General features: G+C 68.3%; 24 protein-coding genes and 1 tRNA gene. 16 read left to right on the top strand and 9 right to left on the bottom strand.

Annotated features, from left to right (window positions below):
* Nucleotides 1-109: 109 nt before the first annotated feature.
* Nucleotides 110-505: a DUF3597 domain-containing protein gene (locus AB4Y68_RS05895; protein WP_441454578.1), complete on the top strand. Its 396-nt coding sequence runs from the start codon at nt 110-112 to the stop codon at nt 503-505.
* A 207-nt stretch (nt 506-712) separates the two neighbouring features.
* Nucleotides 713-2,584: a DNA polymerase III subunit gamma/tau gene (locus AB4Y68_RS05890; protein WP_441454577.1), complete on the top strand. Its 1,872-nt coding sequence runs from the start codon at nt 713-715 to the stop codon at nt 2,582-2,584.
* Between the two features lie 105 nt (nt 2,585-2,689).
* On the opposite strand, the gene AB4Y68_RS05885 is transcribed toward AB4Y68_RS05890, so the two are convergent.
* Nucleotides 2,690-3,304, bottom strand: a complete 615-nt coding sequence (locus AB4Y68_RS05885; protein WP_441454576.1) for a malonic semialdehyde reductase — start codon at nt 3,302-3,304, stop codon at nt 2,690-2,692.
* 161 nt (nt 3,305-3,465) lie between these two features.
* Here AB4Y68_RS05885 and AB4Y68_RS05880 point away from each other — a divergent pair, with 161 nt between their 5' ends.
* The 9 genes from AB4Y68_RS05880 to AB4Y68_RS05840 all read left to right on the top strand — a co-directional run bounded on the left by AB4Y68_RS05880 (nt 3,466) and on the right by AB4Y68_RS05840 (nt 11,000).
* A complete protein-coding gene (locus AB4Y68_RS05880; RefSeq protein ID WP_441454575.1) occupies nt 3,466-3,795 on the top strand; it encodes a YbaB/EbfC family nucleoid-associated protein in 330 nt (109 codons plus the stop codon).
* A gap of 141 nt (nt 3,796-3,936) precedes the next feature.
* Nucleotides 3,937-4,554 (top strand): recombination mediator RecR, encoded by a 618-nt coding sequence (gene recR / locus AB4Y68_RS05875; protein ID WP_441454574.1) that lies wholly within the window; start codon nt 3,937-3,939, stop codon nt 4,552-4,554.
* 299 nt (nt 4,555-4,853) lie between these two features.
* Nucleotides 4,854-6,083, top strand: coding sequence for a DNA recombination protein RmuC (locus AB4Y68_RS05870; protein WP_441454573.1), 1,230 nt, complete (start codon nt 4,854-4,856; stop codon nt 6,081-6,083).
* Between the two features lie 81 nt (nt 6,084-6,164).
* Nucleotides 6,165-6,608, top strand: a complete 444-nt coding sequence (locus AB4Y68_RS05865; protein ID WP_441454572.1) for a hypothetical protein — start codon at nt 6,165-6,167, stop codon at nt 6,606-6,608.
* A gap of 10 nt (nt 6,609-6,618) precedes the next feature.
* Entirely contained in the window at nt 6,619-6,816 is a 198-nt protein-coding gene (locus AB4Y68_RS05860; protein ID WP_441454571.1) for a helix-turn-helix transcriptional regulator, read from the top strand.
* A gap of 55 nt (nt 6,817-6,871) precedes the next feature.
* The gene (locus tag AB4Y68_RS05855) at nt 6,872-7,816 is read left to right on the top strand and encodes a TraB/GumN family protein (RefSeq protein ID WP_441454570.1); all 945 of its coding nucleotides are present in this window, start codon (nt 6,872-6,874) and stop codon (nt 7,814-7,816) included.
* A gap of 88 nt (nt 7,817-7,904) precedes the next feature.
* Nucleotides 7,905-7,979 (top strand) — tRNA-Gly (locus tag AB4Y68_RS05850).
* Nucleotides 7,980-8,289: 310 nt separating this feature from the next.
* The gene (locus tag AB4Y68_RS05845) at nt 8,290-9,549 is read left to right on the top strand and encodes a dicarboxylate/amino acid:cation symporter (protein ID WP_441454569.1); all 1,260 of its coding nucleotides are present in this window, start codon (nt 8,290-8,292) and stop codon (nt 9,547-9,549) included.
* Nucleotides 9,550-10,322: 773 nt separating this feature from the next.
* A complete protein-coding gene (locus AB4Y68_RS05840; protein ID WP_441454568.1) occupies nt 10,323-11,000 on the top strand; it encodes a response regulator transcription factor in 678 nt (225 codons plus the stop codon).
* Nucleotides 11,001-11,003: 3 nt separating this feature from the next.
* On the opposite strand, the gene AB4Y68_RS05835 is transcribed toward AB4Y68_RS05840, so the two are convergent.
* Nucleotides 11,004-11,276, bottom strand: a complete 273-nt coding sequence (locus tag AB4Y68_RS05835) for a hypothetical protein (protein WP_441454567.1) — start codon at nt 11,274-11,276, stop codon at nt 11,004-11,006.
* 90 nt (nt 11,277-11,366) lie between these two features.
* On the bottom strand, nt 11,367-11,885 hold the full coding sequence (locus AB4Y68_RS05830; protein ID WP_441454566.1) for a hypothetical protein: 519 nt from the start codon (nt 11,883-11,885) through the stop codon (nt 11,367-11,369).
* 147 nt (nt 11,886-12,032) lie between these two features.
* Here AB4Y68_RS05830 and AB4Y68_RS05825 point away from each other — a divergent pair, with 147 nt between their 5' ends.
* Together AB4Y68_RS05825 and AB4Y68_RS05820 are read left to right on the top strand one after the other, a co-directional pair.
* A complete protein-coding gene (locus AB4Y68_RS05825; RefSeq protein WP_441454565.1) occupies nt 12,033-13,235 on the top strand; it encodes a threonine ammonia-lyase in 1,203 nt (400 codons plus the stop codon).
* Nucleotides 13,216-13,758 (top strand): FKBP-type peptidyl-prolyl cis-trans isomerase, encoded by a 543-nt coding sequence (locus AB4Y68_RS05820; RefSeq protein ID WP_441454564.1) that lies wholly within the window; start codon nt 13,216-13,218, stop codon nt 13,756-13,758. Before AB4Y68_RS05825 ends, AB4Y68_RS05820 begins: the two co-directional genes overlap by 20 nt.
* Before the next feature lie 85 nt (nt 13,759-13,843).
* On the opposite strand, the gene queG is transcribed toward AB4Y68_RS05820, so the two are convergent.
* The 3 genes from queG to AB4Y68_RS05805 form a co-directional block, all read right to left on the bottom strand.
* Nucleotides 13,844-15,019, bottom strand: coding sequence for a tRNA epoxyqueuosine(34) reductase QueG (gene queG / locus AB4Y68_RS05815; RefSeq protein WP_441454563.1), 1,176 nt, complete (start codon nt 15,017-15,019; stop codon nt 13,844-13,846).
* Between the two features lie 24 nt (nt 15,020-15,043).
* A complete protein-coding gene (gene fzlA / locus AB4Y68_RS05810; RefSeq protein ID WP_441454562.1) occupies nt 15,044-15,730 on the bottom strand; it encodes an FtsZ-binding protein FzlA in 687 nt (228 codons plus the stop codon).
* A 63-nt stretch (nt 15,731-15,793) separates the two neighbouring features.
* Nucleotides 15,794-16,786 carry a cation diffusion facilitator family transporter gene (locus AB4Y68_RS05805; RefSeq protein ID WP_441454561.1) on the bottom strand — a complete coding sequence of 331 codons (993 nt, stop codon included), beginning with the start codon at nt 16,784-16,786 and terminating at the stop codon, nt 15,794-15,796.
* Nucleotides 16,787-16,902: 116 nt separating this feature from the next.
* Here AB4Y68_RS05805 and AB4Y68_RS05800 point away from each other — a divergent pair, with 116 nt between their 5' ends.
* Nucleotides 16,903-17,709, top strand: coding sequence for an undecaprenyl-diphosphate phosphatase (locus tag AB4Y68_RS05800; RefSeq protein ID WP_441454560.1), 807 nt, complete (start codon nt 16,903-16,905; stop codon nt 17,707-17,709).
* Between the two features lie 99 nt (nt 17,710-17,808).
* Here AB4Y68_RS05800 and AB4Y68_RS05795 read toward each other — a convergent pair whose 3' ends face one another.
* Both AB4Y68_RS05795 and AB4Y68_RS05790 read right to left on the bottom strand, forming a co-directional pair.
* Nucleotides 17,809-18,783, bottom strand: a complete 975-nt coding sequence (locus AB4Y68_RS05795) for a complex I NDUFA9 subunit family protein (protein WP_441454559.1) — start codon at nt 18,781-18,783, stop codon at nt 17,809-17,811.
* A 112-nt stretch (nt 18,784-18,895) separates the two neighbouring features.
* Nucleotides 18,896-20,563, bottom strand: coding sequence for an amidohydrolase (locus tag AB4Y68_RS05790; protein WP_441454558.1), 1,668 nt, complete (start codon nt 20,561-20,563; stop codon nt 18,896-18,898).
* A gap of 444 nt (nt 20,564-21,007) precedes the next feature.
* Between AB4Y68_RS05790 and AB4Y68_RS05785 the strand changes: the two genes are divergently transcribed.
* Together AB4Y68_RS05785 and AB4Y68_RS05780 are read left to right on the top strand one after the other, a co-directional pair.
* Nucleotides 21,008-21,352, top strand: a complete 345-nt coding sequence (locus AB4Y68_RS05785; RefSeq protein ID WP_441454557.1) for a DUF1493 family protein — start codon at nt 21,008-21,010, stop codon at nt 21,350-21,352.
* A 152-nt stretch (nt 21,353-21,504) separates the two neighbouring features.
* Nucleotides 21,505-21,936: a DUF488 domain-containing protein gene (locus tag AB4Y68_RS05780; protein WP_441454755.1), complete on the top strand. Its 432-nt coding sequence runs from the start codon at nt 21,505-21,507 to the stop codon at nt 21,934-21,936.
* Between the two features lie 3 nt (nt 21,937-21,939).
* Here AB4Y68_RS05780 and AB4Y68_RS05775 read toward each other — a convergent pair whose 3' ends face one another.
* Nucleotides 21,940-23,904: a M1 family metallopeptidase gene (locus tag AB4Y68_RS05775; RefSeq protein ID WP_441454556.1), complete on the bottom strand. Its 1,965-nt coding sequence runs from the start codon at nt 23,902-23,904 to the stop codon at nt 21,940-21,942.
* Nucleotides 23,905-23,919: the final 15 nt, after the last annotated feature.

Here is a 23,919-nt window from a genome sequence, read left to right as displayed (position 1 = left end):
ACGAATTGGACTCTGTTTTTTTGCAGGGGCCTCCCGGCGTCTCGCAAGCTTCACGGAACCCGAATCGCTCTGGCCCGCTGAAAGGGCGTCACCTTTTCAGGAGCAGGCGATGAGCATTCTCGGGTCCATTCTCGGCGGCATCTTCAAGAAAAAGGAGGCGGCCCCCGACGCACCGGCGGCTCCGGTGCCGACCGCAGCGCCCGCCCAGCCTCAGGCCGCCCCGGTCGCCCCCTCGGCCGCCGCTCCCGCGCCCGAGGTCGACGTCGCCAGCATCCTCGACTTCATGAACGACCAGAAGGCGCAGAAGCTGAACTGGCGCACCTCCATCGTCGATCTGATGAAGCTGGTCGGGCTGGAATCCTCGCTGGCCGAGCGCCAGGAACTGGCCGGCGAGCTGGGCTATACCGGCGACAAGTCCGACAGCGCCGCGATGAACGTCTGGCTGCACGCCCAGGTGATTCAGAAGATCAGGGACAACGGCGGCCGACTGCCCACCGATCTCTGATTCGCCCAGCCGTCCGTCATCCCGGACAAGGCGCGCTTGCGCGCCGCTGATCCGGGACCCAGGCCTGTGGGTTATGTGGCCGGTTTCCAGCCTGTGGCCGCCGCCTAGGTTCCCGGGTTCCGCCGCTTAGCGTCGGCCCCGAGAATGACGGTGCATATCGGCCGAGGGGAGGATGCGCTGGCGGCTTACTCGCGGTAAGACATCCGCATGAGCGACGTCGATCCGAGTCTTGATGGCCCTCCCTGGGAGGAGGACGTTCCCGAGCGGGACGAGAACACCGACGACATGTTCGGCGCGCCCGCCGCTACACCCGAGCCCGTCGCGGCTCCGGTCGCCGCGCCCGTCGCGACGCCCGCCCCGGCCAAGGCCGAACCGTTCGCGGACGAACCCGCCGACGACGGCGCCTACAAGGTTCTGGCGCGCAAATACCGCCCGCGCACCTTCGAGGACCTGATCGGTCAGGAGGCCATGGTCAGGACCCTGACCAACGCCTTCGCCACGGGCCGGATCGCCCACGCCTTCATGCTGACCGGGGTGCGGGGCGTCGGCAAGACGACGACCGCCCGCCTGCTCGCCCGCGCCCTGAACAACGAAACCGACGTCATCGACAAGCCGTCGCTGAGCCTGACGGCCCACGGTCGCCACGACGCCTCCATCATGGCCGGCCAGCACATGGACGTCATGGAGATGGACGCCGCCTCGCACACCGGCGTCAACGACATCCGCGACATCCTGGAAAGCGTCCGCTACGCGCCGGTCGAGGCCCGCTACAAGGTCTATGTCCTCGACGAGGTCCACATGCTGTCGACGCAGGCGTTCAACGCCCTGCTGAAGACGCTGGAGGAGCCGCCGCCCCACGCCAAATTCATCTTCGCCACCACCGAGATCCGCAAGGTCCCGGTGACCATCCTCAGCCGCTGCCAGCGTTTCGACCTGCGCCGCGTCGAGCCCGAGGTCCTGGTCGGCCACCTGTCGCGCATCGCCGACCGCGAAGGCATGAAGATCGAGCAGGAGGCCCTGGCGCTGATTTCGCGCGCCGCCGAGGGCTCGGTCCGCGACGGCCTCAGCCTGCTGGATCAGGCCCTGGTTCAGGCCGAGCACGGCGAGACGGTTCAGACCGCCACCGTGCGCGACATGCTGGGTCTGGCCGACCGGACCCAGACCATCGCCCTGTTCGAATCCGTCATGGCCGGGCGCACGCCCGAGGCGCTGGAAAACTTCCGCACCCTCTACGGCTATGGCGCCGATCCGGTGCAGGTGACCAACGACCTGCTGGAGCACTGCCACGCGGCCTCGGTCGCCAAGATGCTGGGCCCCAACGCCACCCGCCTGCCGAATGATCAGGCGCAGAAACTGACGGCCCTGGGCGCAGCCATCTCGGCCGGGACCCTGTCGCGGACCTGGCAGATGCTGCTGAAGGCGCTGGACGAGGTGCGACGCGCGCCGAACCCGGCCGACGCCGTGGAAATGGCCATCGTCCGTCTGGCCTACGCCGCCGACCTGCCGGGACCGGAAGAGGCGCTGAAGGCCATCCAGTCGGGCGGGACCCTGCCGGGCGGCGGCGGCGCGGGCGGCCCTCGCGGCGGCGGCGGTGGAGGCTCTGGAGGAGGTGGGGGCGCCTCGGCCATGCTGGCGGCGCGGCCCATGGCTCAACCCGCCTTGCCTGATCCGCAGACCTTCGAGGCGGTGGTCGCCCTGATCGGCGACAAGCGCGAAATCACGCTGCAGATGGATGTCGAACGCTATGTGAAGCCGGTGTCGTTCAAGCCGGGCGCCATTGTCTATGAACCCGCGCAAGGCTCGCCGCACGATCTGGCGCGGCGTCTGGCCGGGCGGCTCAAGGAATGGACCGGCCGCACCTGGCTGATCGCCGCCAATGGTCAGGGCGGCGGCGAGACCCTGATCGAGGTCGAGAAAAAGGCCCGCTCCGCCCGCCGTGCGGCGGTCGAGGCGGACCCCTTCGTGGTGTCCATCATGCAGGCCTTCCCCGGCGCCGAGATCAAGGAGATCAAGACCCTGGCCCCGGCGGTGGAAATGCCCGCCATCCCGGAAGACGACGAGGCCGGCGAAGAGGACTGAGCGTCATCCCGGAAGCCCGCAGGGCTATCCAGGACCGCAGGAAGCGCAACGTCTTGGGCGGTCCCGGATCGGCGCGGCGCGCCGTCCGGGATGACGGTCTCTGGCTTACAGAATCTGCGCGGCTTCCTCGAAGTCGAGGCGGGGCGAGCGCGGGAACAGGTTCTCGTCCGTGCCGTAGCCCAGGTTCATGATGAAGTTCGGCTCGACATTGCTGTCGGCGAAGAACTCGGCCTTCACGCCCGCCGCGTCAAAGCCCGACATCGGACCGACGTCCAGACCCAGGGCGCGGGCGGCGATGGTCAGGTAGCCGCCTTGCAGCGAGGCGTTGCGGAAGGCCGCTTCGCGACGACCGGCCTCTTCCAGGAACCAGTCGCGGGCGCCCGGGGCGTGCGGGAACAGCTTGGCCAAGGTGTCGTGAAAATCGATGTCCTGGGCGATGATCAGGTTGACCGGTGCGGCCAGGGTCTTGGCGCGGTTGCCCTCGGCCATGTGCGGGGCCAGGCGCGCCTTGGCCTCGGGCGAGGTGACGAAGACGAAGCGGGCCGGGGTCATGTTGAGCGCCGTCGGGCCGAACTTGGTCAGGTCGTACAGCTTGCGGATCAGCTCCTCGGACACGGGCCGGTCGCTCCAGCCGTTGCGCGTGCGCGCCTCGGTGAACAACTGGGCCAGCACGGCGTCGGAAACCGGAACGTCGCGGGCGGAAAGGGCGTCGAAAGCCATGGGGGAGAACCTCCTGAACAGGATTAGCAACTTCAATGGTTGCTATTTGGCCTCTTCCGCGACGGCGTCAAGGGTAATCGCTACAAATTCTGTTGCCAATAAAGATCGTCGTTCTGTGTCAGGGACTGGAGCCTTGCTGCACTTCGCCCTATCTAGGGGGGATGAAAGACCTCAACGCTCTGATGCAACAGGCCCAGGCGATGCAGCAAAAGCTGCAGGACGCCCAGGCCAAGATGGCCGAAACCACCGCCGAGGGCACCTCGGGCGGCGGCCTTGTCGTCATTGCCCTGAAAGGCCCAGGCGAGATCACCGCGGTGAAGATCGACGACAGCCTGATGGCCCCCGGCGAGGGCGAGATCCTGGCCGACCTGATCGTCGCCGCCCACGCCGACGCCAAGCGCAAGCTGGACGAGGTCAACAGCGCCCTGATGCGCGAGGCCGCCGGCCCCATGGCCGGGATGAACCTCCCGGGAATGCCGAAACTCTTCTGATGGCCGCCTCCGCCCCCCTGTCGTCATGCTCGGGCTTGTGCCGAGCATCCAGAAACGCCGACCTCTGATGATGACTCATGGATCGCCGTATTTCTGGATCCTCGGGACAAGCCCGAGCATGACGGATGGAGGGGACTTCTGATGGCCGCCTCCGCCGGGCCGGAAATTGAACGGCTCATCAGCCTGCTGGCCAAGCTGCCGGGCATGGGCCCGCGCTCGGCCCGGCGCGCGGCCCTGGCCCTGCTGAAGCGGCGCGAACAGTTGCTGGTCCCACTGGCGGCGTCCCTGGCCGAGACGGCCGAGAAGGTCGTCAACTGCTCGGTCTGCGGCGCGCCGGACACGCGCGATCCCTGCTCCATCTGTGCCGACCACAGCCGCGACAACGCCCTGATCTGCGTGGTCGAGGAGGCCGGCGCCCTGTGGGCCATGGAGCGCTCGGGCGCCTTTCGCGGCAAGTATCACGTGCTGGGCGGACTGCTGTCGGCGCTCGACGGCGTCGGCCCCGAGCAGCTGCGCATCGCCGAACTGATCGGCCGCGTCAAAGGCGGAGAGATGGGGGGCGGCGAGGCGAGGGAGGTCGTTCTGGCCCTGCCCGCCACCGTCGACGGCCAGACCACGGCCCACTACCTCGCCGAACGCCTGTCGGCGGCCGGCGTCGAAGTCACTTCGCTGGCGCGCGGCGTCCCGGTCGGCGGCGAACTGGACTGGCTGGACGACGGCACCATCATCCAGGCCCTGCGCGCCAGAAGGCCAGCCTAACCCCGCCTGCCATCATATCCACGACCACCAATCCCTTGCGCCACAAGGGATCAGCCGTCTCCCGCGCCCATTAGCGCGCCTTGGCGCCAAACTCAGGCACAGTGACGGCTGGTCTTTGACAGCGCCATCCGTCGCCCCGCCGCCCCAGGCCGGTCGCTTCCCTTTTTCGCCATCCCTCCGGCCGCGGCCCATTGCACTAATTGCACTGTTTTTTTCGCTGCACCGTGCAACCAAGGCCGTCATCCCGCCCTCCTGCCGCCCCGCTTTCAACGGGCCGCGACTCCGGCTAGGAACGGAGCATGAACACGCTCGAACTCATCCTGCTGGTCGTCGCCGTCGTCGCCGTCGTCGCCGGGGGCGGCTTCTTCTGGGCCTTCATGGGCTGGCAGAAGACCAGGGGCGCGCTCGACGCCGCCGACGCCCGGCTGGAACTGATGGAGGAGAGCCGCGATTCCATGGCCGAATTCCTCAAGGCCCAGGCCTCGCAGTCGGCCGAGGCCGTGGCGACCAAGCTGGTGGCCCGCGCCACCGAGACCTTTCAGGCCCAGGACCGCGTCGCCCGCGAGCGGATGGAGGCCCAGCTCAAGCCGGTCTCCGAGACCCTGGCCAAGTTCCAGGAGCACGTCGCCGCGCTGGAGAAGACCCGCGCCGAGGACACCGGCGGGCTGAAGGAGCAACTGGCCGCCCTGATGACAGCCTCGACCGCCACCCGCGACGAGGCGCGCCGCCTGACCGAAGCCCTGAAGGGCAATACCGGCCGCCGCGGCCGCTGGGGCGAGCAGACCTGCCGCAACGTGCTGGAAGCCGCCGGCATGGCGGGCCGTTTCGACTTCGAGGAGCAGAACTCCTCGGCCAATGACGAGGGCCGTCAGCAGCGCCCCGACTTCATCATCAAGCTGCCCGGCGGCGGGATGTTCGTCATCGACGCCAAGGTGTCGCTGGCCTTCGCCGACGAGGCCGACGGCGACGAGGAGGCCCAGGGCAAGGCCATGTCGGCCCGCACCGCCGCCAGCATGAAGACCCACGTGCGCCAGCTGTCGTCCAAGGCCTATCAGGACCAGTTCAAGCCCAGCCCTGACTTCGTCGCCATGTTCGTGCCCGGCGACGCCTTCCTGGCCGCAGCCCTCGATCACGAACCCGACCTGATGACCCAGGCCATGGCCTCGCGCGTCGTCATCGTCACGCCGACCACCCTGTTCGCCCTGTGCAAGGCGGTCGCCTATGGCTGGCGCGCCGAGGAGCAGGCCAAGAACGCCGAGGACGTCGCCAAGCTGGGCAAGGAGCTTTACAAGCGCCTGTCGGTCATGGGCGGCCACGCCGCCTCGGTCGGCCGGGCCTTGGAGACCGCGGTGGGCAAGTACAACCAGTTCGTCGGCTCGCTGGAGAGCCAGGTCATGGTCTCGGCCCGCCGCTTCGAGGACCTGCAGGTCGACCACGAGGGCAAGGAGCTGCCCGAACTGCCTGCCGTCGAACAGTCGCCGCGCACCCTCAGCCGCCCCGAACTGCTGAACGCCCCGGCGGCGGAGTAGGCCTCAGGGCCTGACAACCTCGCTTGACGCAAGCTGGGGCGCATGTAAAACAAACTTGTCTGTCGGCAAGTAAGAGCATCCATGTCTTCGAAGCCTGTTAAACCGCTCGGCGCGTCCGGACTGATCGCCCTGACCGTCGCCACGATGGTCTTGGGGCTTCTGGGCGGCGTGGGCTCTGCGTCTCTCTCCGAACTGCCCGGCCAAACCGGTCTGTTTCTGACGGTCGCCGTCCTGGCTCTGGTCATGGCGGCGACGCTTTGGCTGTGCCTCTTGTGGTGGCGTCGCGTGGACGAGGCCGCGCGCGAGGCGCACAAATGGTCGTGGTTCTGGGGCGGATCATGCGGAATGATCGTCGGCGCGATCTGCCTGCTGACGCTCTCGCTCCGGGGCTCTGATATTCCCCTTCCGGCGTCGTTGGGTGAAACGCCGCACGACCTTCTTGTCTCGGGCATGATGGCGATCCTCGCGTTTCAACTCATCGGCTACGCCATCGCCTGGGGTTGGTGGTGGTTGGCGCGGCGTTGAGGGCAAGGGCATGAACAATCGTCTCAAGGTGCTGCGCGCCGAGCGCGACTGGAGCCAGGCGCACCTGGCGACCGAGCTCGGCGTCTCGCGCCAGACCGTCAATGCGCTGGAGACGGGCCGCTACGACCCGTCGCTGCCGCTGGCCTTCAAGATCGCGCGTCTGTTCCAGTTGCCGATCGAATCCATCTTCTCCAACGATCCGGACTGATCCTGCGCTTCGCAGACGCCTGATCCCGTGCCGCCGCCCTGACCAGGAGTTCGCCATGACGTTCGCCCGCCTCTGGATCCGATCGGTTTCCGCCCTCGCCGCCGGCGTCGCCCTGTTGTTGCTGGCGCCGTCCGCTGTGGCGCAGACGCCCGTCGCCCCCGAACCTGTCGCCGTCACGGCCGCGCCTCGAGGCTCGGGGCCGGGGCTGTGGGTGGTGCGCGACGCCGATTCAACCATCTACCTGTTCGGCACGGTCCACGTGCTGAAGCCCGACACCCCCTGGGGCACGGCGCGCATGGACAAGGCCTTCGCTGGCGCCGACGAATACTGGTTCGAGATCGCCGACCTCAACGACCAGACCGGCGTCATGGCGCTGATCCAGGCCAAGGGAATTTCGCCGGACCGTCCTCTATCCAGCCTGCTGACCGCCGAGGAAATGGCCGATCTGGACGCCGCCGCACGGACGGTCGGCGCCAGCGCGGCGCAACTGAATCCCCTACGTCCGTGGCTGGCCAGCCTGCAACTGGCCCTGGCCTCGATCCAGAAGGCCGGCTACGTCGCCGCCAACGGCGGCGATCAGATTCTGCACGCCCGCGCCGCTGCGACCGGCAAGCCGATCAAGGGGTTCGAGACCGCTCCCCAGCAGATCGGCTTCGTCGCCGACATGTCCGAGGCGGCCCAACTGGCCATGCTGCGCTCGGGCCTCAAGGAGTTTGATCAGGCCGACGCCTTCCTCGGCCGCATGGTGACGGCATGGGCCGCCGGCGACGTCGACGCCCTGGACGCCCTGATCGGTCAGGAGATGCGGACGGACTCAAGCGAGATGTACGCCGTCATGCTGACCCGCCGGAATCAGGCCTGGGCCGATCAGATCCAGACCCTGCTAGCCGGATCGGGCACGGCCTTCATCTCGGTCGGCGCCGGCCATCTGGCGGGTCCCGACAGCCTCCAGGCGCAACTCGAACAGCGCGGCGTCCGCGTCGAGCGCGTCCACGACTAAGGGCTCGGTCGGGTTCCTATTTTCCCCAGGCCCGGCCCCGCGCCGGACCTTTTCTTTTCAGCCCCGCCCTCTATGGTCCGCCGCCTGCGCGGCCGTAGTTCAGAGGTAGAACGTCAGCTTCCCAAGCTGAATGTCGGGGGTTCGATTCCCCCCGGCCGCTCCATGTTTTGTCCGGCCCAGGGCGCTGGCTGGACGCTCGAAACATCCTCCATGATCAAGAGCCGGCGCCGGCCAATGAGCGCTTCGACGGCGACGGCGGCGTCCACCCCCATCGCGGTCGCCGACGGTATGCGACGATCCCCAGACATTCTGATCTAGGCGCGCGGGCCGATTGGCTTTAGCAACGACAGCGACGAGGCGGGGCCGCGGACAGTTTGAACGTCTGCCGCCCCGTTTTTGTATGAACGGAAGGGGCTTGTGCGGTCGGGGGAGGATTCCGACGGGGTGAGCCGAGTGGAGTTGGAACGTAAAAAATGAAGCGACTATTCGCCTACCTCATCATCGGCGCCATGATTCTGGGCGTCCTCACCGGATGGGGCCTGAACCAGTACCTCGGCGCTGACCAGGCCGAGGCTGCGGCCAAGAATCTCAGCCTCATCACCGATGTCTTCCTGCGGCTGATCAAGATGATCATCGCGCCGCTGGTCTTCACGACCCTGGTGGCCGGCATCGCCCACATGGAAGACGCGGCTTCGGTCGGCCGTATCGGCGTCAAGACCATGACCTGGTTCATCGGCGCCTCGATCGTCTCCCTGCTGCTGGGGCTGACCATGGTGCAGATCCTGCAGCCGGGCGCCGGCATGCACCTGCCGGAAGCCGTGCTCGCCGCCGCGCCGGCCGCCTCGACCGACGCCTTCTCGCTGCATGGCTTCGTCACCCACCTGGTGCCGACGTCGATCTTTGACGCCATGGCCAAGAACGAGATCCTTCAGATCGTCCTCTTCTCGCTGTTCGTCGGCACCGCCGTGGCCGCGCTGGACGACAAGGCTCCGGCGGTTCTGAACCTGGTCGAGCAGGCCGCCTCGATCATGCTCAAGGTGACCGAGTTCGTGATGAAGCTGGCGCCCTTCGCCATCTTTGCCGCCCTGGCCTCGACCATCGCCACCCAGGGGCTGGAGATGCTCGGCGTCTACGCCAAGTTCGTGCTGGGCTTCTACGGCTCGATGGGGATCCTGTGGGGGCTGCTCTTCCTGGCCGGGGCCCTGGTGCTGGGGCGTCGGGTTTTGCCGCTGTTCAACGTGATCCGCACCCCGGCCCTGCTGGCCTTCTCGACCGCCAGTTCGGAAGCCGCCTATCCGCGCATCCTGGAGGCCCTGCCCAAGGTCGGCGTGCGTCGCCGCATCGTCAGCTTCGTCCTGCCGTTGGGCTATTCGTTCAACCTCGACGGCTCGATGCTCTACTGCACTTTCGCCACCATGTTCATCATGCAGGCGCATGGCGTTCATCTGAGCGTTTCGCAGCAGGTCTTCATGCTGCTGCTGCTGATGGTGACGTCCAAGGGCATCGCCGGCATTCCGCGGGCCTCGCTGGTGGTCATCATGGCGACCCTGACCTACTTCGGTCTGCCGGAAGCCTGGATCGCCATCGTCCTGGGCGTCGACCACCTGCTCGACATGGGCCGCTCGGCCACCAACGTCGTGGGCAACTCGGTCGCCGCCGCCGTGGTCGCCAAATGGGAAGGGGAACTGGACGATATTCCTCAGGAGGAGGTCGGGCGCCCCGTCGAGGCCTGATCACAGAGCCGCCACGACGCCTGATCGTCATGCAGTCGCCGTCCTGGTCCCCCAGGGCGGCGATTTGTCGTTTGGGGGCCGGGCCTAGGGGCTGGGCGGCAGGCCTGGCGCTTCGGCGAAGACTCCGGTCGTGGCGGAACGCTGGGGGGCGTGCTGTTCCGCTGTCGAGGCCGTCCTGCCGAAGCGCCCATGTTTGAACGAAAGCGCGAGTGCGCCTTCGTCCGGCCCGCCCGTTGACGCGTCGATCCCGCGCATGCGGTGGTGGCGATCGGCGTGTCAGGGTCTTGATCCGTCCGCGCGCCGGGCTGCGGCGCCGGATGCGCGGACGGGAAACTGATCAGGCGGCGCAAAACGCCGTTTCGACGCCTCTGACGGCGTCTGACGGCGCAATCCCAGTAAAATCTCGTCGTCTGTCGCGGCCGCAGAGTTCAGATGATCCGCCGCAGGAGGGGTCTTGGCGTGATGGACTTTGAAAATCTCCTGTTTTCAGCAGTTTACACTGTTAACTTTTCGTTAGTAATCAGCATTTCATTTCTGTAAGCCGTATTGCCTTAGTAAGGCAGATGCTTGTATTTGAGAGAGCGCGTATAAATTGAGATCATCATTGCGATGATCTGTAATGATATAATTTTTATATGTCTTGGCGTATCACCAATCTGTGGGGTGTGGCGACGAATATTTTGAGGTACCCTGCGCGGATTGGAGTGGGGCGTAGCATAATTCGGTGTGCACTAACCGGCCGGGCGGGGGCGGCCAGAGCTTGGAGGCTTGGTGTGAGAGAGGGGTCTGTCGAGGCCAACCGTCCCCGCGGACTGGCCCAGGAGCCGTATTGGCTTTCGGTCGATCGCCGGGCGTCGGGGGAGCGACGCCGGTCGGCGCCGACCGCCGACGACGCGGATGATCCGGGCGCGCTCTGCCACCGGGCCTTGGCCAACTGGGTCGACGGCGAACGTCGTGCGCGGTTGATCGTAACGCGCGATCTGGACGTCCTGTGGCTGAACGAGGCCGCGCGGGCGCTGCGCGACGACGGCGAGGCGTTCGAGGTCTGCGACGGGCGGTTGGCGCCGCGCTCGGCCATCATCGGCAGCCTGGTCGCCACGGCGCGGCCCGAGGAGGCGAGTTGCGCCGTCGTGCCGGGCGACGCCGGTCGCCATTGGGTGGCCTGGGCGCGCGAGGTCTGCGGGCCGCCGAACGCCCTGATCGGCCTGACTCTGCAACGGGCCCGCAGCGAAATCCGCTTTCAGGCCCTGATCGAGAACCACCTTCTGACGCCGTCAGAGGGCCGGATCATCGAAATGCTTCTGGCCGGGGTGGAGACGGGTCGGATCGCCCAGGCCCTGGACATCTCGATCGAGACCCTGCGCACCCATCTGAAGCACGCCTATCAGAAGCTGGGCGTACGCAGCCGCGGCGAACTGTTCGCCGAGGCCCTGAGCTTCGTCGGCCCCTAGGGGCTAGGCGGCGGGCGTCGACGCGCCGGGAACGGCGGGGGCCGGCGTGGCCGCGGCCAGGGCGGCGGCATTGGCGGGATCGCTCTGGACCAGAAGCGGGCCCAGGGCGAAGGCGGCCACGGCCGCGCCTGCCGACAGGGCCAGGAGAGCGACGACGGCGTAGGCCACGGCGGAGCCCGAACGGCGTCGACGGAAGCCGCCGGTCTTCACGCCGCGAATGATCACGAACGGGCGTTGGCTAAAGGCTTCGGAGCCAATGATATTGTGTTGGGACAAATACGCGCTCCCCGACTGTCCAGGAATGGATCAATCCAGAGAGACGTCCCATAAGGCCAAAGGATGGCGAACGTTGGTCCTCGGCGTCGTTCAACTTCCGAGGGTGACGTTGACCATCCGCCCGCCGCGCGTCTGGACGCGGCGCATCAGCACCACGATGTCGTCGTCCGCCTTGACCGGCGAGATCAGAAACCAGCTGCCGTCCGGCAGGCCCGAGAAGCGGAAGGCGTCGTTGGCGCAGGCCTCGGCCCGTTCATAGGAGCGGTAGTCGGCGCCCTGTTCCCCGGCCGAGCGGGCGCGCACTACGGCGGCGGGCGCGGCGGCGCGTTCGGTCGAGCCGTAGAGGCGCTGCATGCGGGCGCGGGTGTAGCCCGTGTCGGGGATCAGGCCGACGTTGCCGACGCAGCGGAAGGTGCGGCCGTTTTGGGCATAGGCGACCCGGCCCTCGATCGAGGCCTGGCCCGCGCGGGTCGACCAGGCGAAATCATCGGCGCTGAAGGCCGAGCCGGTCGCGCCGCCCATGGGCGTGGTGGCGCAGGCGCTCAGGGCCAGTCCGCCCGCCAGGACGGCGACAAGGGCGATGGAGGACGAGGGGCGACGGATCGACATGGAGGGGCTCCCGAAATCTCGTTTCAAGCGTCACCGGCATGGCCCCCCATGGCCCCGCGAGTCAAGGTTGCCCGCCCGCGCCCGGTGCGCCACAAGAGCGGCGGAGACCGGGCGCAGAGACCGGCCAGAAACGAGTTCAGGGACTTCATGACCGTCACCATCGACGACATCCGTGCGGCGCAGCGGCGCATCGCCGGTCAGGTCGACCGCACGCCGGTCCGCTATTCCCGCCGCCTGTCGCAACTGACGGGCGCCGAGATCTGGATCAAGTTCGACAACCTGCATTTCACCGGCAGCTTCAAGGAGCGCGGCGCCCTGAACCGGCTGCTGCAACTGACGCCGGACGAGAGGAAGCGCGGCGTCGTCGCCGCCTCGGCCGGCAACCACGCCCAGGCCCTGGCGTATCACGGCGGCCGGCTCGGCGTGCCCGTGACCATCGTCATGCCCGAGGGCACCCCCTTCGTGAAGGTGGACGGCACCCGCGCCCACGGCGCCACGGTCGTCATCCACGGCCTCGATTTCTCGGCCTCGACCGAGGAGGCCAAGCGGCTTCAGGTCGAGCATGGCTATGTCTTCGTCTCGGCCTTCGACGATGAAGGCATCGTGGCGGGGCAGGGCGTCTGCGGGCTGGAGTTCGTGGAGGACGCGCCCGATCTGGACGCCCTGATCATCCCCATCGGCGGCGGCGGCCTGATCGCCGGCAGCGCCATCGCCGCCAAGGCGATGAAGCCCGACATCAAGATCTTCGGCGTCGAGGCCGCCCGCTATCCCTCCTTCACCGCGCGCCGTCGCGGCGAGCCGGCCAAGTGCAGCGGGCAAACGATCGCCGAGGGCATAGCCATCAAGGCCGTGGGGGAGATTCCCTTCGCCCTGGCCGACGCCCTGATCGACGAGGTCTTCGTCTGCGAAGAGGCTGATTTCGAGAAAGGCGTCGCCCTGCTGGCGACGCTGGAGAAGACCGTGGCCGAGGGCGCCGGCGCCGGCGGTCTGGCCGCCATTCTGGCCAATCCCGAGCGCTTCAGGGGCATGAGGGTCGGCATCGAGCTGACCGGCGGCAACATCGACGCGCGGATGCTGGCCGTGGTGCTGAACCGCGAAATGGTTCGCGAGAAGCGCCTGATCGTCTATCGCATCCTGGGCGACGACCGCCCGGGCATGCTGTCGGCCATGGCTGCCGTGATCGGCGGACTGGGCGGCAACATCATCGACGTCGTGCACAACCGGCTGGCGCTGGACGTGCCGGCCAAGGGCGCGGAGTTCGACATCATGGTCGAGACCCGCGACGCCAGACATGCCGAGGAAATCGGCGAAGCATTGAAAGAACGTGGCTATGAACTTCGCATGGGCTAGGCCCGCACTCGCTGCGGCGGCGGTCGCCGCCTTGCTGGCCACGACCGCCTGCAACCGCCAGCCCGCCGCATCCGGCGCCGATCTCGCCAAGAACGCCGAGGCCGCCGCCGCCTTCATGAAGAGCAACGCCTCGGCGGAGGGGGTGCAGACCCTGCCGTCGGGCCTGCAGTACAAGGTGGTCGCCAGCGGCCCGGCGGGCGGGGTCCGCCCCGATCGCAACGATCTGGCGCGCGTCGACTACGAAGGCAGCCTGACCGACGGCACCGTCTTCGACAGCTCGTTCAAACGCGGCTCGCCCGCCGTCTTCTCGCCCGAGCAGGTCGTGCCGGGTTGGACCGAGGCGCTGCAACTGATGAAGCCCGGCGACGAATGGCTGCTCTACGTCCCGCCCGCGCTGGGCTATGGCGAAGCGGGCGGTCCGCCGCTCATCCCCGGCAACGCCGTGCTGGTGTTCCGGCTGAAGCTGCTCGACGTGGCCCCGGTCCCCGGCGGCGGTCGCGGCGTGGGCTCGGCTGACGTCTGACGTTTTTCCTTCTCCCCTTGCGGGAGAAGGTGGCAGGCGAAGCCTGACGGATGAGGGGTTTCTCCACGTGGGAAACCCCTTTTTGCTAGGTTTGAGGGCGGCGAGACCCCTCATCCGACCCGCTGCGCGGGCCACCTTCTCCCGCAAGGGGAGAAGGATTCCATTCGGCTCTCACGCTCTCATCGGTCTCCCCCGCCAGCCGCGCCTCGCGCAGCGCCGCCCACCGCTCGGCGTCCAGCCGCGACAGCGCCCAGATCGCCGCGCCGCGCACCACGGGCGTCGGGTCGTCCAGCAGGGCCTCGACCGGCGCGATCAACTCAGCGTCGTCCGCGTTGCCCGCCGCGTACAGTACGTTGCGGATGAACCGGTCGCGCCCGATGCGCTTGACCGGGCTCTTGGTGAACAGGGTGCGGAAGGCGGGATCGTCCAGCGCCAGCAGGTCGGCCAGCCTTGGCCCCTTCAGGGCGTCGCGGGCGTGCAGCCGCGCCTCCGACGCCCCTTGCGCGAACTTGTTCCACGGACAGGCGCCCAGGCAGTCGTCGCAGCCGTAGATGCGCGGCCCCGCAGCGATGCGGAACTCGACCGGCCAGGGATCAGCAAACTCGATGGTCAGGTAGGACAGGCAGCGCCGGGCGTCGATCTGGAAGGGCGCGGGAAAGGCGTTCGTGGGGCAGGCGTTCAGACAGGCGGTGCAGCGGCCGCAGTGCTCGGTCTCGGCCTCGTCCGGTTCGATCTCGGCGGCGGTCAGGATGACGCCGAGGAACAGCCAGTTGCCGTGGGTCCGGCTCAGCAGATTGGTGTGCTTGCCCTGCCAGCCCAGACCGGCGCGCTGGGCCAGCGGCTTCTCCATCAGCGGGGCGGTGTCGACGAAGACCTTGACCTCCTGCCCCAGCCGCGCGCCGATCTGACCGGCCAGGATCTTCAGCCGGCCCTTGATGACCTCGTGATAATCGTCGCCGCGCGCATAGACCGAGATATAGCCCGCCGACTTGTTCTCAAGTTCGGGCAGAGGATCGGCCGCGGGGCCGTAGTTCATGCCGAGCACAATGGCGGTCCTCGCCCCCTCCCACATGGCGGTGGGATGGGCGCGGCGCTCCAGCGTCGTCTCCATCCAGTCCATGTCGCCGTGACGGCCCGCCTCGACGAAGTGCGCCAGCTTCTCGCCCGCGCTCCACGGTTCGCTGGCAGAGGCGAAGCGGCACACGCCAAAGCCCAGTTCAGCGGCGCGCTGTCTGATGAAGATACGGGGATCGGCCGCCATGAGGGGCGTTTGCCCCTGTTAGCCTCAGAAGTCGAGGTCGGCGTACCAGGTCGCTGGCTGGACGCCGGGGAAACGGTCGGTCAGCAGAGGTCGGAAACAGGGCCGCGACTTTAGCTTGGAATACCAGGTCTTCAGCGCCGGATAGGCGGCCCAGGTGATCTCGCCGAAATAGTCCAGCACCGACAGGTGGCCCGCCGCGATCAGGTCGGCCTGGCTGAGTCGACGCCCGGCCAGCCATTCGCGTCCGGCGGCCAGGGCCTCGAACATCGCCATATGGGCGCGCAGGGCGTCGCGGCCTTCGCGCAGCATCCGCGCCTCGGGCGGGCCCAGCCGCAGCAGGGGTTTTTCCATCCGTTCGTGCAGCAGGACGGCGTCCACCTCGTCGATGAAGCGGCGGTTGAACCAGGCCGTCAGCCGCCGCGTCTCGGCCCGCTCGGAGATGTCGCCGGGCATGAGGACGTCGCCCTTGGAGCGGTCCTCGATCCAGCCGAGGATGGAATCAATCTCGCACAGGGTCAGGGTCTTGCCCTTTTCCGTCACGGTCAGGACCGGCGGCATCCCCGAGGGGTTGAGGTCGAAGACCGGGCAGTCCGGCTCCCACGGCTTGACCAGTTCCTCGCCGAAGTCGATGCGCGCCTCGCCCAGCGCCAGCCGCGCCGTGCGTGAACCGGGATGAAAGGCGAAATGATAGAGGACGGCGGGCGCGGACATTTCCCTATCCCTGCGCCCGCGCTCGTTAAGGGCGCGTTTACCGCGAGGGGTTCTGCGCGCGAGTCAGGACCAGGGGCCGGCCTGGTTCGCCAGCGGTTCGTCGTCGGTTCCGGAGGCCTCTGAGGCCGGAGCCTCGGCGGGCGTGTCGCGAAGACCGTGATCCTCGCCGCGTCCGCGCGGATCGGCGTGGATCAGGATGTCGGCGTGGGGAAAGGCGGCCAGCACGCGCTGTTCCGCGTCGACGACGATGGCGTGGGCGGCCTCCAGCGTCAGTTTCGGATCAAGGTCGACGTGCATCTGGATCATCAGCACCTGCCCGGCCAGGCGGGTGCGCAACTGGTGCAGACCCGAAATGCGCGGATCGGCCAGGACGGCGGCGGTGATGGCGACGCGGTCCTCTTCCGGTCCGGCGTGGTCCAGCAGGTGGTCGGCGGCGCCGCGCAGGATGGAGGTCGCCCCCCAGAACAGCCAGACCGCCACGACCAGACCCGCGGCCGCGTCCAGCCCCGGCGCCTGGAGGAAGGCGCCTGAAACCACGCCGATCAGCACCACGACATTGGCCGCCAGATCGGCGGCATAGTGGGCGCGGTCGCCCGCTACGGCCAGGGACGCGGTCTTCTTCAGCGCCTGGGTCTGCATCCACACCAGCCACAGGGTCACCAGGATGGAGACGCCGACCACGCCGACGGCCCAGCCGCCCGCCGTCACCCGGCGGGGATCGAACATGCGCTGCACCGCCTCCCAGCCGATGAAGACCGAGGAGGCGAACACCAGCCCCGCCTGCACCAGGGCCGCCAGGGCCTCGGCCTTGCCGCGTCCGTAGCGATGGGCGTGATTGGCCGGGATCGCGGCCCAGCGCACGGCGAAGAAGGTCGCCAGCGAGGCGATCAGGTCCAGCGACGAGTCCGCCAGGCTGGCCAGGAGCGACACCGATCCCGAAGCGCCCAGGGCGAAGGCCTTGAGCACGATCAGGACGACGGCCGTCCCCACCGACAGGGCGGTGATCCGGCGGGTCGCCGCGTGGGCGTCGTCGAGCGCGGGGGGGGAGGCGGTCATCCCCGCCCTTGTCGCGCAAAACCGCTCGCCCGCCAATGGCGGCATCTCGTCCGGGGCGCTAAGGAGGTGGCGTGCCCGGCGCGGACGAACCGGCGGCCGGTTGAGATGGAGTTTCCATGGCGGACTGGCTGACGGCGATCCTTATGGGTCTAGTCGAGGGACTGACCGAATTCATCCCGGTGTCCTCCACCGGCCACCTGCTGCTGCTGGGGCATTTCCTCGGCTTCCACAGCACCGGCAAGACGTTCGAGATCGTCATCCAACTGGGCGCCCTGCTGGCCATCATCAGCGTCTATTTCAAGCGGCTGTGGACCCTGGCGACGCGCTGGCCCTTCGATCCGGCGGCGCGGCGCTTCCTGATCGGGCTGCTGCTGGCCTTCCTGCCGGCGGCGGTGATCGGCTTCTTCGCCTACGGCTTCATCAAGACGGTGCTGTTCGAGACGCCGCTGGTGATCTGCATCGCCCTGATCGTCGGCGGCTTCCTGCTGCTGTGGCTGGATCGGGTGGACAAGTTCCCAGTCTATCTGGACGCCGACCGCTATCCGTTCCGCGTCTATTTCCTGATCGGCCTGTTCCAGTGTCTGGCCATGATCCCCGGCGTCTCGCGCTCGGGCGCCACCATCGCCGGTGGACTGCTGCTGAAGACCGACAAGCGGTCGGCGGCCGAGTTCAGCTTCTTCCTGGCCCTGCCGACCATGGGGGCGGCGGTGGCCTATGACCTGTTCAAGAACCGCGACGTGCTGGATTTCAGCGATGTCGGCCTGATCGCGGTCGGCTTCGTCGCCGCCTTCCTGACGGCCTTGGTGGTGGTGCGCTTCCTGCTGGACTTCGTGTCCAAGCGCGGCTTCGGCCCCTTCGCCTGGTGGCGGATCGCGGTCGGCGTGGCGGGCATCATCGGCCTGGCCGCGACGGGCGCGCTCTAGCCTCTCTTTCCTCCCCATTTGTGGGGAGGGGGACCGCTTCACTGGGCAAACAAAAACCCCTCGGGACGCGGTCCCGAGGGGTTTTCGTAGGCCGTCTGATCAGGCGGCGGTCGGGTTCTCGGCGTACTGGCCGCCGACGCGGTAGCGGAACAGGTAGCTCGGCGCGATGGCTTCCAGCCCTGTGGGCTCGATGCCCAGTTCGGCCAGACCCTCGGCGCCCGGAGACACGACGTTGTCGCTTTGCAGCAGCACCACCTGATCCTTGGTCAGGGCCGGGGCCAGGCCGATCAGGGCCGGAATCTGCGCCAGCGAGCCGATCAGGCGCGCGATCGGGAAGGGCAGGGGGACCAGGAAGCGGTTGCGCTTGGTCTCGCGCAGGATGAATTTCAGGATGTCCTCGAAGGTCCAGACGGCGGGGCCGCCCAGCTCGAAGGTCTTGCCCTCGGCTTCCGGCGCCACGGTGGCGCGGGCGACGGCTTCGGCCACGTCGCCGACATAGACGGGCTGGAACCTGGTCACGCCGCCGCCGATCAGGGGCAGGGCGGGCGAGAAGGTCGCCATGGCGGCGAACTTGTTCAGGAAGGCGTCGCCCGCGCCGAAGACGATCGACGGGCGGATGATCACGGCGCCGGGGAAGGCGGCGCGCACGGCGATCTCGGCCTGGCCCTTGGTGCGGGCGTATTCGGCCTTGCCGTTCACGTCGGCGCCCAGGGCCGACATGTGGGTCAGGCGCTTGACGCCCGCGGCCTTGGCGGCCTCGGCGACGTTGACGGCGCCCGCGACGTGCAGGGCCTCGAACTTGCGGCCGCCGGTCTCGAACAGGATGCCGACCAGGTTGACCACGGCGTCGGCGCCCTTGATCGCCTCGGCCACGGCGGCCTTGTCGGTGATGTCGCAGCGGACGGTCTGGATCTGGCCGACGTCGCCGGCCATGCGCAGTTCATAGGCCAGGGCTGGCTTGCGCACGGCGATGCGCACGCGCCAGCCGCGCTTGGCCAGGGCTCGCACCACCTGGGTTCCGATAAAGCCCGAGCCGCCGAAAACGGTGACCAGACCGGGGGCGAAATCAGCCATCTGAGCGCTCCAACGCCAAACCCCGGCCGCAATGGCGACCGGAGAAGAATTCCTCGCCGGGGCTTAACCGATGCGCCGCCCCGCCGCAACGCACAGGCGGGTCAGAAGGCCTTTAGTCGGCCCGATATACCACCTGTCCGTCGACGATGGTCAGGACGGCGCGGCCCTTGGGAATGGCGGCGGCGGGCACGGTCATCAGGTCGATGTCGAAGGCGGTCAGGTCGGCGCGCTTGCCGACCTCGATGGTGCCCAGCTCACCCTCGCGGAAGCTGGCGTAGGCCGGCCAGAGGGTGAACATCTTCAGCGCTGTGGCCCGATCCACGGCCTCGCCGGGACGCCAGTCCGGGCCCTGGAAGCCGTTCAGGTCGCGGCGCGCCACGGCGGCGTAGAACTCGATCAGGGGATCGCCGCGCTCGACCGGCGCGTCCGAGCCGCCGACCACGATGACGCCCCGGTCCGCCAGACTATGCCAGGCATAGGCCCCGTCCAGACGGGCGTCGCCCAGGCGCGCGGCGGCGAAATGCAGGTCGCCGATGGCGTGGCTGGGCTGCATCGAGGCGATGATCGGCAGGTCGTTGAAGTAGTGGTAGTCGCTGGGCCGGATGATCTGGGCGTGCTCGATGCGCCAGCGCGGATCGGCCAGCTTCCATTCGGCGCGCGGGACCTCGCGCATGGCCTGTTCGTACCAGGCCGCGACCTCGTGGTTGCCCCGGTCGCCGATGGCGTGGGTGGCGACCTGGATGCCCGAACGCAGGGCTTCTTCGTACAGCGGGACCATCTCGGCGCCCGAGGTCTGCATCAGGCCGGTCGACCCCGGCTGGTCGGCATAGGGGTCGAGCAGGGCCGCGCCGCGCGAGCCCAGGGCGCCGTCGGCGTAGAATTTCACCGCCCGCGTGATCACCCGCCCGTCGCCGGCCTCGCGCGGGCCCGAGGCGTACAGCGCCCGCGCCCCATCGGGGGTGACGCTGTTATAGACCCGCAGCGGCGCCTCGCCGTCGCGCGCCATCGCCTCCAGCAGCGGTACGTCCTTCCACGGCGCACTCATGAAGTGGACCCCGGTCCAGCCATAGCGGGCATAGACGCCGAACCCGGCGCGATAGGCCGCGCGGGTCGCCGCTTCGTCGGCTTGCGGCATCAGCGGCTCGATCAGGGCCTGGGCGGCATCGACCAGCAGGCCGGTGGGGCGGCCGTTGGCGTCCTTCAGGATGTCACCGCCGGAGGGAGCGGGCGTCGCCGCATCGACCCCGGCGGCGGCCAGGGCGGCGCTGGAGGCCGCGACCGCATGGCCGTCGGCGCGGCTCAGCAGCACCACGCGGCTGGGCGCGGCGGCGTCCAGATCGGCGGCGGTCAGGAAGCGTTTCTCGGGCCAGTGGGTCTCGATCCAGCCGCGCCCGACGATGACCCCCTCGGGGTGGGCCCTGGCCCAGTCGGTCAGTCGCGCCATGGCCTCGCCGACCGAGGCAGAGCCTTCGAGGTTCAGCGTCATCTCGCGCCAGCCGATGCCGTCCAGATGGGCGTGGCCGTCGGTGAAACCGGGAAACAGGGTCGCGCCCTTCAGGTCGATGACCTCCAGCCCCTCGGCCGAGGGTGCGCCAGAGGCGGCGCCGACATAGGCGATGCGCCCGTCGCGCACGGCCACGACCTCGGCGGTCGGCTGGGCCACATCGCCGGTGTGGATGGTCCCGCCCCGGATCAGCAGGTTCTGGGCGAAGGCCGTGGGGGCGGCGGCCAGCATCAGAACGGCGGCCAGCGGTAAAGCCTTCAGGGCGGAACGGGTCATGGGGTCTCCTCCAACTGCGGCGCAGGGAGCGGGTCGCAAGGCCCGGCGTCAAGTCCGGGACGGAGGGGCGTTGCACGGTGCGGCGAAAAAAACAGTGCAATTGGTGCCATGACGAGTGGCTGGGGAGGGACGCTCCGTGGCGCATTTGCGGGGCGCCGGCAGGGGCGGGCCGGACGACCTGGGCGGTCAGGCGGCGGTTGGCGATGTCAAAGACCCGAAGCCATCATCGCACGTCTGGCGACGGCGCCTAGGATCGGGCGCCGAGCCGAACGCAAACCCGGAAATTCATGGGGATTGGGGCGCTAGGTTGTGACGGCGGGGCGGCAGACGCCGCCGAAGTGATTTCACCCGACCCCGTTTGCGCGGATGTCCGCTTGTTGATCAAACGGCGAATGCCGCTTTCGACCCATGGCAGACATTAGCGGCGTATGCTCTCCTCCGCCCATGACCCAGAGCCACTCCCGGGAAGTCATTCTTGAACACGTCGTTGGCGTGTTGCGCAGAATGACTTTGTCCGAGATGGAGCCCATCACTGAGGCGACCGAGTTGTATTACGACCTTGGGCTCTACGGCGAAGATCTGGCTGATGCTATCGATGGGATAAGAGCGCCTTACGGGACCGATTTCAGCGGAATGGACCTGCGCCGCTACGCACCGGGCGAGGGCTATGATCCCGGTTTCAATATCGTTCGCGATTTCCGCGAATGGCGAGGGAAACGGACTTATCGCAGCCTGACTGTAGCCAGCTTGATTGAGGCAATTCAGGCTGGTTCGTGGAGCGACCGCTAGCCACCCTTAGCTGACGTCATCGACGTCTGGTCTCGGGTCTGTATGCCGGTGTCGGCCTTCTGGGTCGAAGGCGGGACATGGCTGGCATCGGCCGGCTCGACGGGTGGGGCGCAAGGCTTGGCGTCGAGCGGCTTTCGTCCGATGCTGGCCGGATGAAGCTGTTCACCATCGGCTATGAAGGTTCGACCCAGGCCCAGGTCATCGACCGGCTGAAGAGCGCCGGGGTCGAGATCGTGGCCGATGTGCGTGCGGTGGCCTCGTCGCGCATCGCCGGCTTTTCCAAGACGGTGCTGGGCGAAAGTCTGAAGGCCGAGGGCGTGGATTATCTGCAGCTTCGGGCGCTGGGCACGCCCAAGGCCGGGCGCGATGCGGCGCGAAAGGGCGACATCGCCGCCATGCACGCCGTCTTCAACGCCCATATGCAGGAGCCGGAGGCCGAAGCCGCCTTCCAGCAGTTGCGTCACGTGGCGGGCCAGAAGCGCGTCGCCCTCCTGTGCTTCGAGGCCGAGGCCTGCGGCTGCCACCGCGCCGTCCTCGCCGACCGGCTGGCCCGCGAAGACGGCGTCGAGGTGGTGAACCTCTGAGCCTTACGACTGTCCCACCAACTGATCGACCGAGCGGCTGGTCACCGGGTGATACAGCGGCCGGGCCTTGGCGTAGATGCGCGTGGCGATCGGCCGGCCCCAGTCGCCTTCGTTCCACAGGGTCTGGAACAGCGGCAGGACGAATTTCCGACGACCCTGGCTGGTCAGGAAGCGGTCGGCGGTGGCCACGGCGGGTTCATAGCGGTGGGCCAGGGCGATCTGCAGCCAGGCGAAGGTCAGCTCGGCGTTGCCTTCGTTGGCCAGGTTCAGGGTCTTTTCCAGATCGGCCAGCTGGGCGTTGGTCAGCCAGTCGGCGCCGGCCTTGAGGCCTTCCGGACGCCAGGCCAGGAAGCGCTGGCGCTGCTGGGTGTTCCAGCTCTTCCAGTCGATGGCCGAGGCCGGGCCCTTGTCGGCGAAGAAGGCCTTGGCGGCCACGTCGACGGCCTCGAAGGCGTGCGACACCGGGGCCTGGGCGTTGGACGGCATGCCCGGCTGATAGATCCAGTTGTCGAGCTGAAGCTGGGCCTCCAGCGCGGCGTCGCCCTTGACCAGATTCGCGCGGATGTCGGCCAGGAAGCCCACGTCGGTCATCGGCTGGAAGGCGTGGCGGTCGAAATAGCCGCGCAGCCAGGCGTCGAACTTCTCGCGGCCGACGATGCGTTCGATGGTGCGCAGGAAGGCCGCGCCCTTGTCATAGGGAATGCCCGACAGACCGTCGTCCGGGTCGCGTCCGGTCAGGTCGATGTGCAGCCGGGTGTCGTCGGGCGGCGTAACTGCGATCTCGGCCATCAGATCGGCCCAGCCCAGGGCCTGTTCCTGCAAGGCGCGCTCGCGGCCGTACAGGACTTCCATGATCCGGTTCTCGAAATAGGTGGTCGTGCCTTCGTTCAGCCAGATGTCCGACCAGGTGGCGTTGGTCACCAGATTGCCCGACCAGCTATGCGCCAGTTCATGCGCGACCAGCGACACCAGCGAGCGGTCCCCGGCGATGATGGTCGGGGTGGCGAAGGTCAGGCGCGGGTTCTCCATGCCGCCGAAGGGGAAGCTGGGCGGCAGGACCAGCAGGTCGTAGCGGCCCCAGCGATAGGGGCCGTAGAGGGTCTCGGCGGCGTCCACCATCTGGGCCGTCGGCTCCAGCTCCCAGTGTGCGGCCTGCAGGCGGCTGGGCTCGGTCCAGACCCCGGTGCGTTCGTCGAACGGGGCGAAGGCGATGTCGCCGATGGCCACGGCCATCAGATAGGGTGGGATCGGCCGATCCATGTCGAAGCGCCAGGCCTTCTTGCCGGCGCCGGCCGCCTCGCCTTGCGGCGTCAGGTGCTCGGCGGACATGACCACGGTCAGGTCGGCGGGGGCGGTGATGCGGGCGGAATAGGTCTGGCGGATGCCGGGGCTGTCCTGGGTCGGGACCCAGGTGCGGGTCAGGATCGCCTGTCCCTGGCTGAACAGATAGGGCTTCTGGCCGCCTGCCGTCTGCTGCGGGCTGAGCCATTGCAGCGCCGCCGCGTCGGGACGGGTGGCATAGTCGACGACGATCTTCTGCGTTTCGGCGCCGGTGAAGGCGGGCAGGTGGACGGTCAGGGCCTGGCCCTTGATGGCGTCCATGGCGCCCAGCTCAAAGCGCAGCGGGTTTCCTCGCGCGTCGCGCACGGCGCGGATGTCCAGGGTCTTGGTGTCCAGCACCACCTCGGTCGCGCCGACGCGGCCGGTGACGTCCAGCGTCGCCGTGCCGGACAGGGTCTTGGCGGCGAAGTCGGCGCTCAGGTCCAGCGCGACATGCTTGACCCGCGCCTCGGCGGGGCGGGCGTTGGAGTGGATGTCGTCAGCGTAGGCGAACGCGGGGGCGACGGGGGCGACGGGGGCGGTCGCGGCGGGCAACGTCATCTCAGAGCCTCCGGGCGCGGTGGCGCAGGCTCCAAGCGCGGCGGTGAGGGCGAGGGCGGATACCAGGCCGGCCAGCTTCAGGGTCATCGAACGCTCCGTATT

The organism is Brevundimonas sp. 2YAF1, assembly GCF_052114745.1.
Taxonomy (GTDB): domain Bacteria; phylum Pseudomonadota; class Alphaproteobacteria; order Caulobacterales; family Caulobacteraceae; genus Brevundimonas.
The sequence above is the reverse complement of the archived record's forward strand: the minus strand, read 5'-3'. Positions and strand labels throughout refer to the sequence as shown.

Coding starts and splice junctions, on each gene's coding strand:
- AB4Y68_RS05775 (WP_441454556.1), bottom strand. CDS start 23,904: ATGACCCTGAAGCTGGCCGGCCTGGTATCCGCCCTCGCCCTCACCGCC.
- AB4Y68_RS05845 (WP_441454569.1), top strand. CDS start 8,290: ATGAAGCGACTATTCGCCTACCTCATCATCGGCGCCATGATTCTGGGC.
- recR (WP_441454574.1), top strand. CDS start 3,937: ATGGCCGCCTCCGCCGGGCCGGAAATTGAACGGCTCATCAGCCTGCTG.
- AB4Y68_RS05890 (WP_441454577.1), top strand. CDS start 713: ATGAGCGACGTCGATCCGAGTCTTGATGGCCCTCCCTGGGAGGAGGAC.
- AB4Y68_RS05780 (WP_441454755.1), top strand. CDS start 21,505: ATGAAGCTGTTCACCATCGGCTATGAAGGTTCGACCCAGGCCCAGGTC.
- AB4Y68_RS05880 (WP_441454575.1), top strand. CDS start 3,466: ATGAAAGACCTCAACGCTCTGATGCAACAGGCCCAGGCGATGCAGCAA.
- AB4Y68_RS05800 (WP_441454560.1), top strand. CDS start 16,903: ATGGCGGACTGGCTGACGGCGATCCTTATGGGTCTAGTCGAGGGACTG.
- AB4Y68_RS05855 (WP_441454570.1), top strand. CDS start 6,872: ATGACGTTCGCCCGCCTCTGGATCCGATCGGTTTCCGCCCTCGCCGCC.
- AB4Y68_RS05860 (WP_441454571.1), top strand. CDS start 6,619: ATGAACAATCGTCTCAAGGTGCTGCGCGCCGAGCGCGACTGGAGCCAG.
- AB4Y68_RS05790 (WP_441454558.1), bottom strand. CDS start 20,563: ATGACCCGTTCCGCCCTGAAGGCTTTACCGCTGGCCGCCGTTCTGATG.
- queG (WP_441454563.1), bottom strand. CDS start 15,019: ATGGCGGCCGATCCCCGTATCTTCATCAGACAGCGCGCCGCTGAACTG.
- AB4Y68_RS05785 (WP_441454557.1), top strand. CDS start 21,008: ATGACCCAGAGCCACTCCCGGGAAGTCATTCTTGAACACGTCGTTGGC.
- AB4Y68_RS05820 (WP_441454564.1), top strand. CDS start 13,216: ATGAACTTCGCATGGGCTAGGCCCGCACTCGCTGCGGCGGCGGTCGCC.
- AB4Y68_RS05870 (WP_441454573.1), top strand. CDS start 4,854: ATGAACACGCTCGAACTCATCCTGCTGGTCGTCGCCGTCGTCGCCGTC.
- AB4Y68_RS05795 (WP_441454559.1), bottom strand. CDS start 18,783: ATGGCTGATTTCGCCCCCGGTCTGGTCACCGTTTTCGGCGGCTCGGGC.
- AB4Y68_RS05825 (WP_441454565.1), top strand. CDS start 12,033: ATGACCGTCACCATCGACGACATCCGTGCGGCGCAGCGGCGCATCGCC.
- AB4Y68_RS05895 (WP_441454578.1), top strand. CDS start 110: ATGAGCATTCTCGGGTCCATTCTCGGCGGCATCTTCAAGAAAAAGGAG.
- AB4Y68_RS05830 (WP_441454566.1), bottom strand. CDS start 11,885: ATGTCGATCCGTCGCCCCTCGTCCTCCATCGCCCTTGTCGCCGTCCTG.
- fzlA (WP_441454562.1), bottom strand. CDS start 15,730: ATGTCCGCGCCCGCCGTCCTCTATCATTTCGCCTTTCATCCCGGTTCA.
- AB4Y68_RS05805 (WP_441454561.1), bottom strand. CDS start 16,786: ATGACCGCCTCCCCCCCCGCGCTCGACGACGCCCACGCGGCGACCCGC.
- AB4Y68_RS05885 (WP_441454576.1), bottom strand. CDS start 3,304: ATGGCTTTCGACGCCCTTTCCGCCCGCGACGTTCCGGTTTCCGACGCC.
- AB4Y68_RS05865 (WP_441454572.1), top strand. CDS start 6,165: ATGTCTTCGAAGCCTGTTAAACCGCTCGGCGCGTCCGGACTGATCGCC.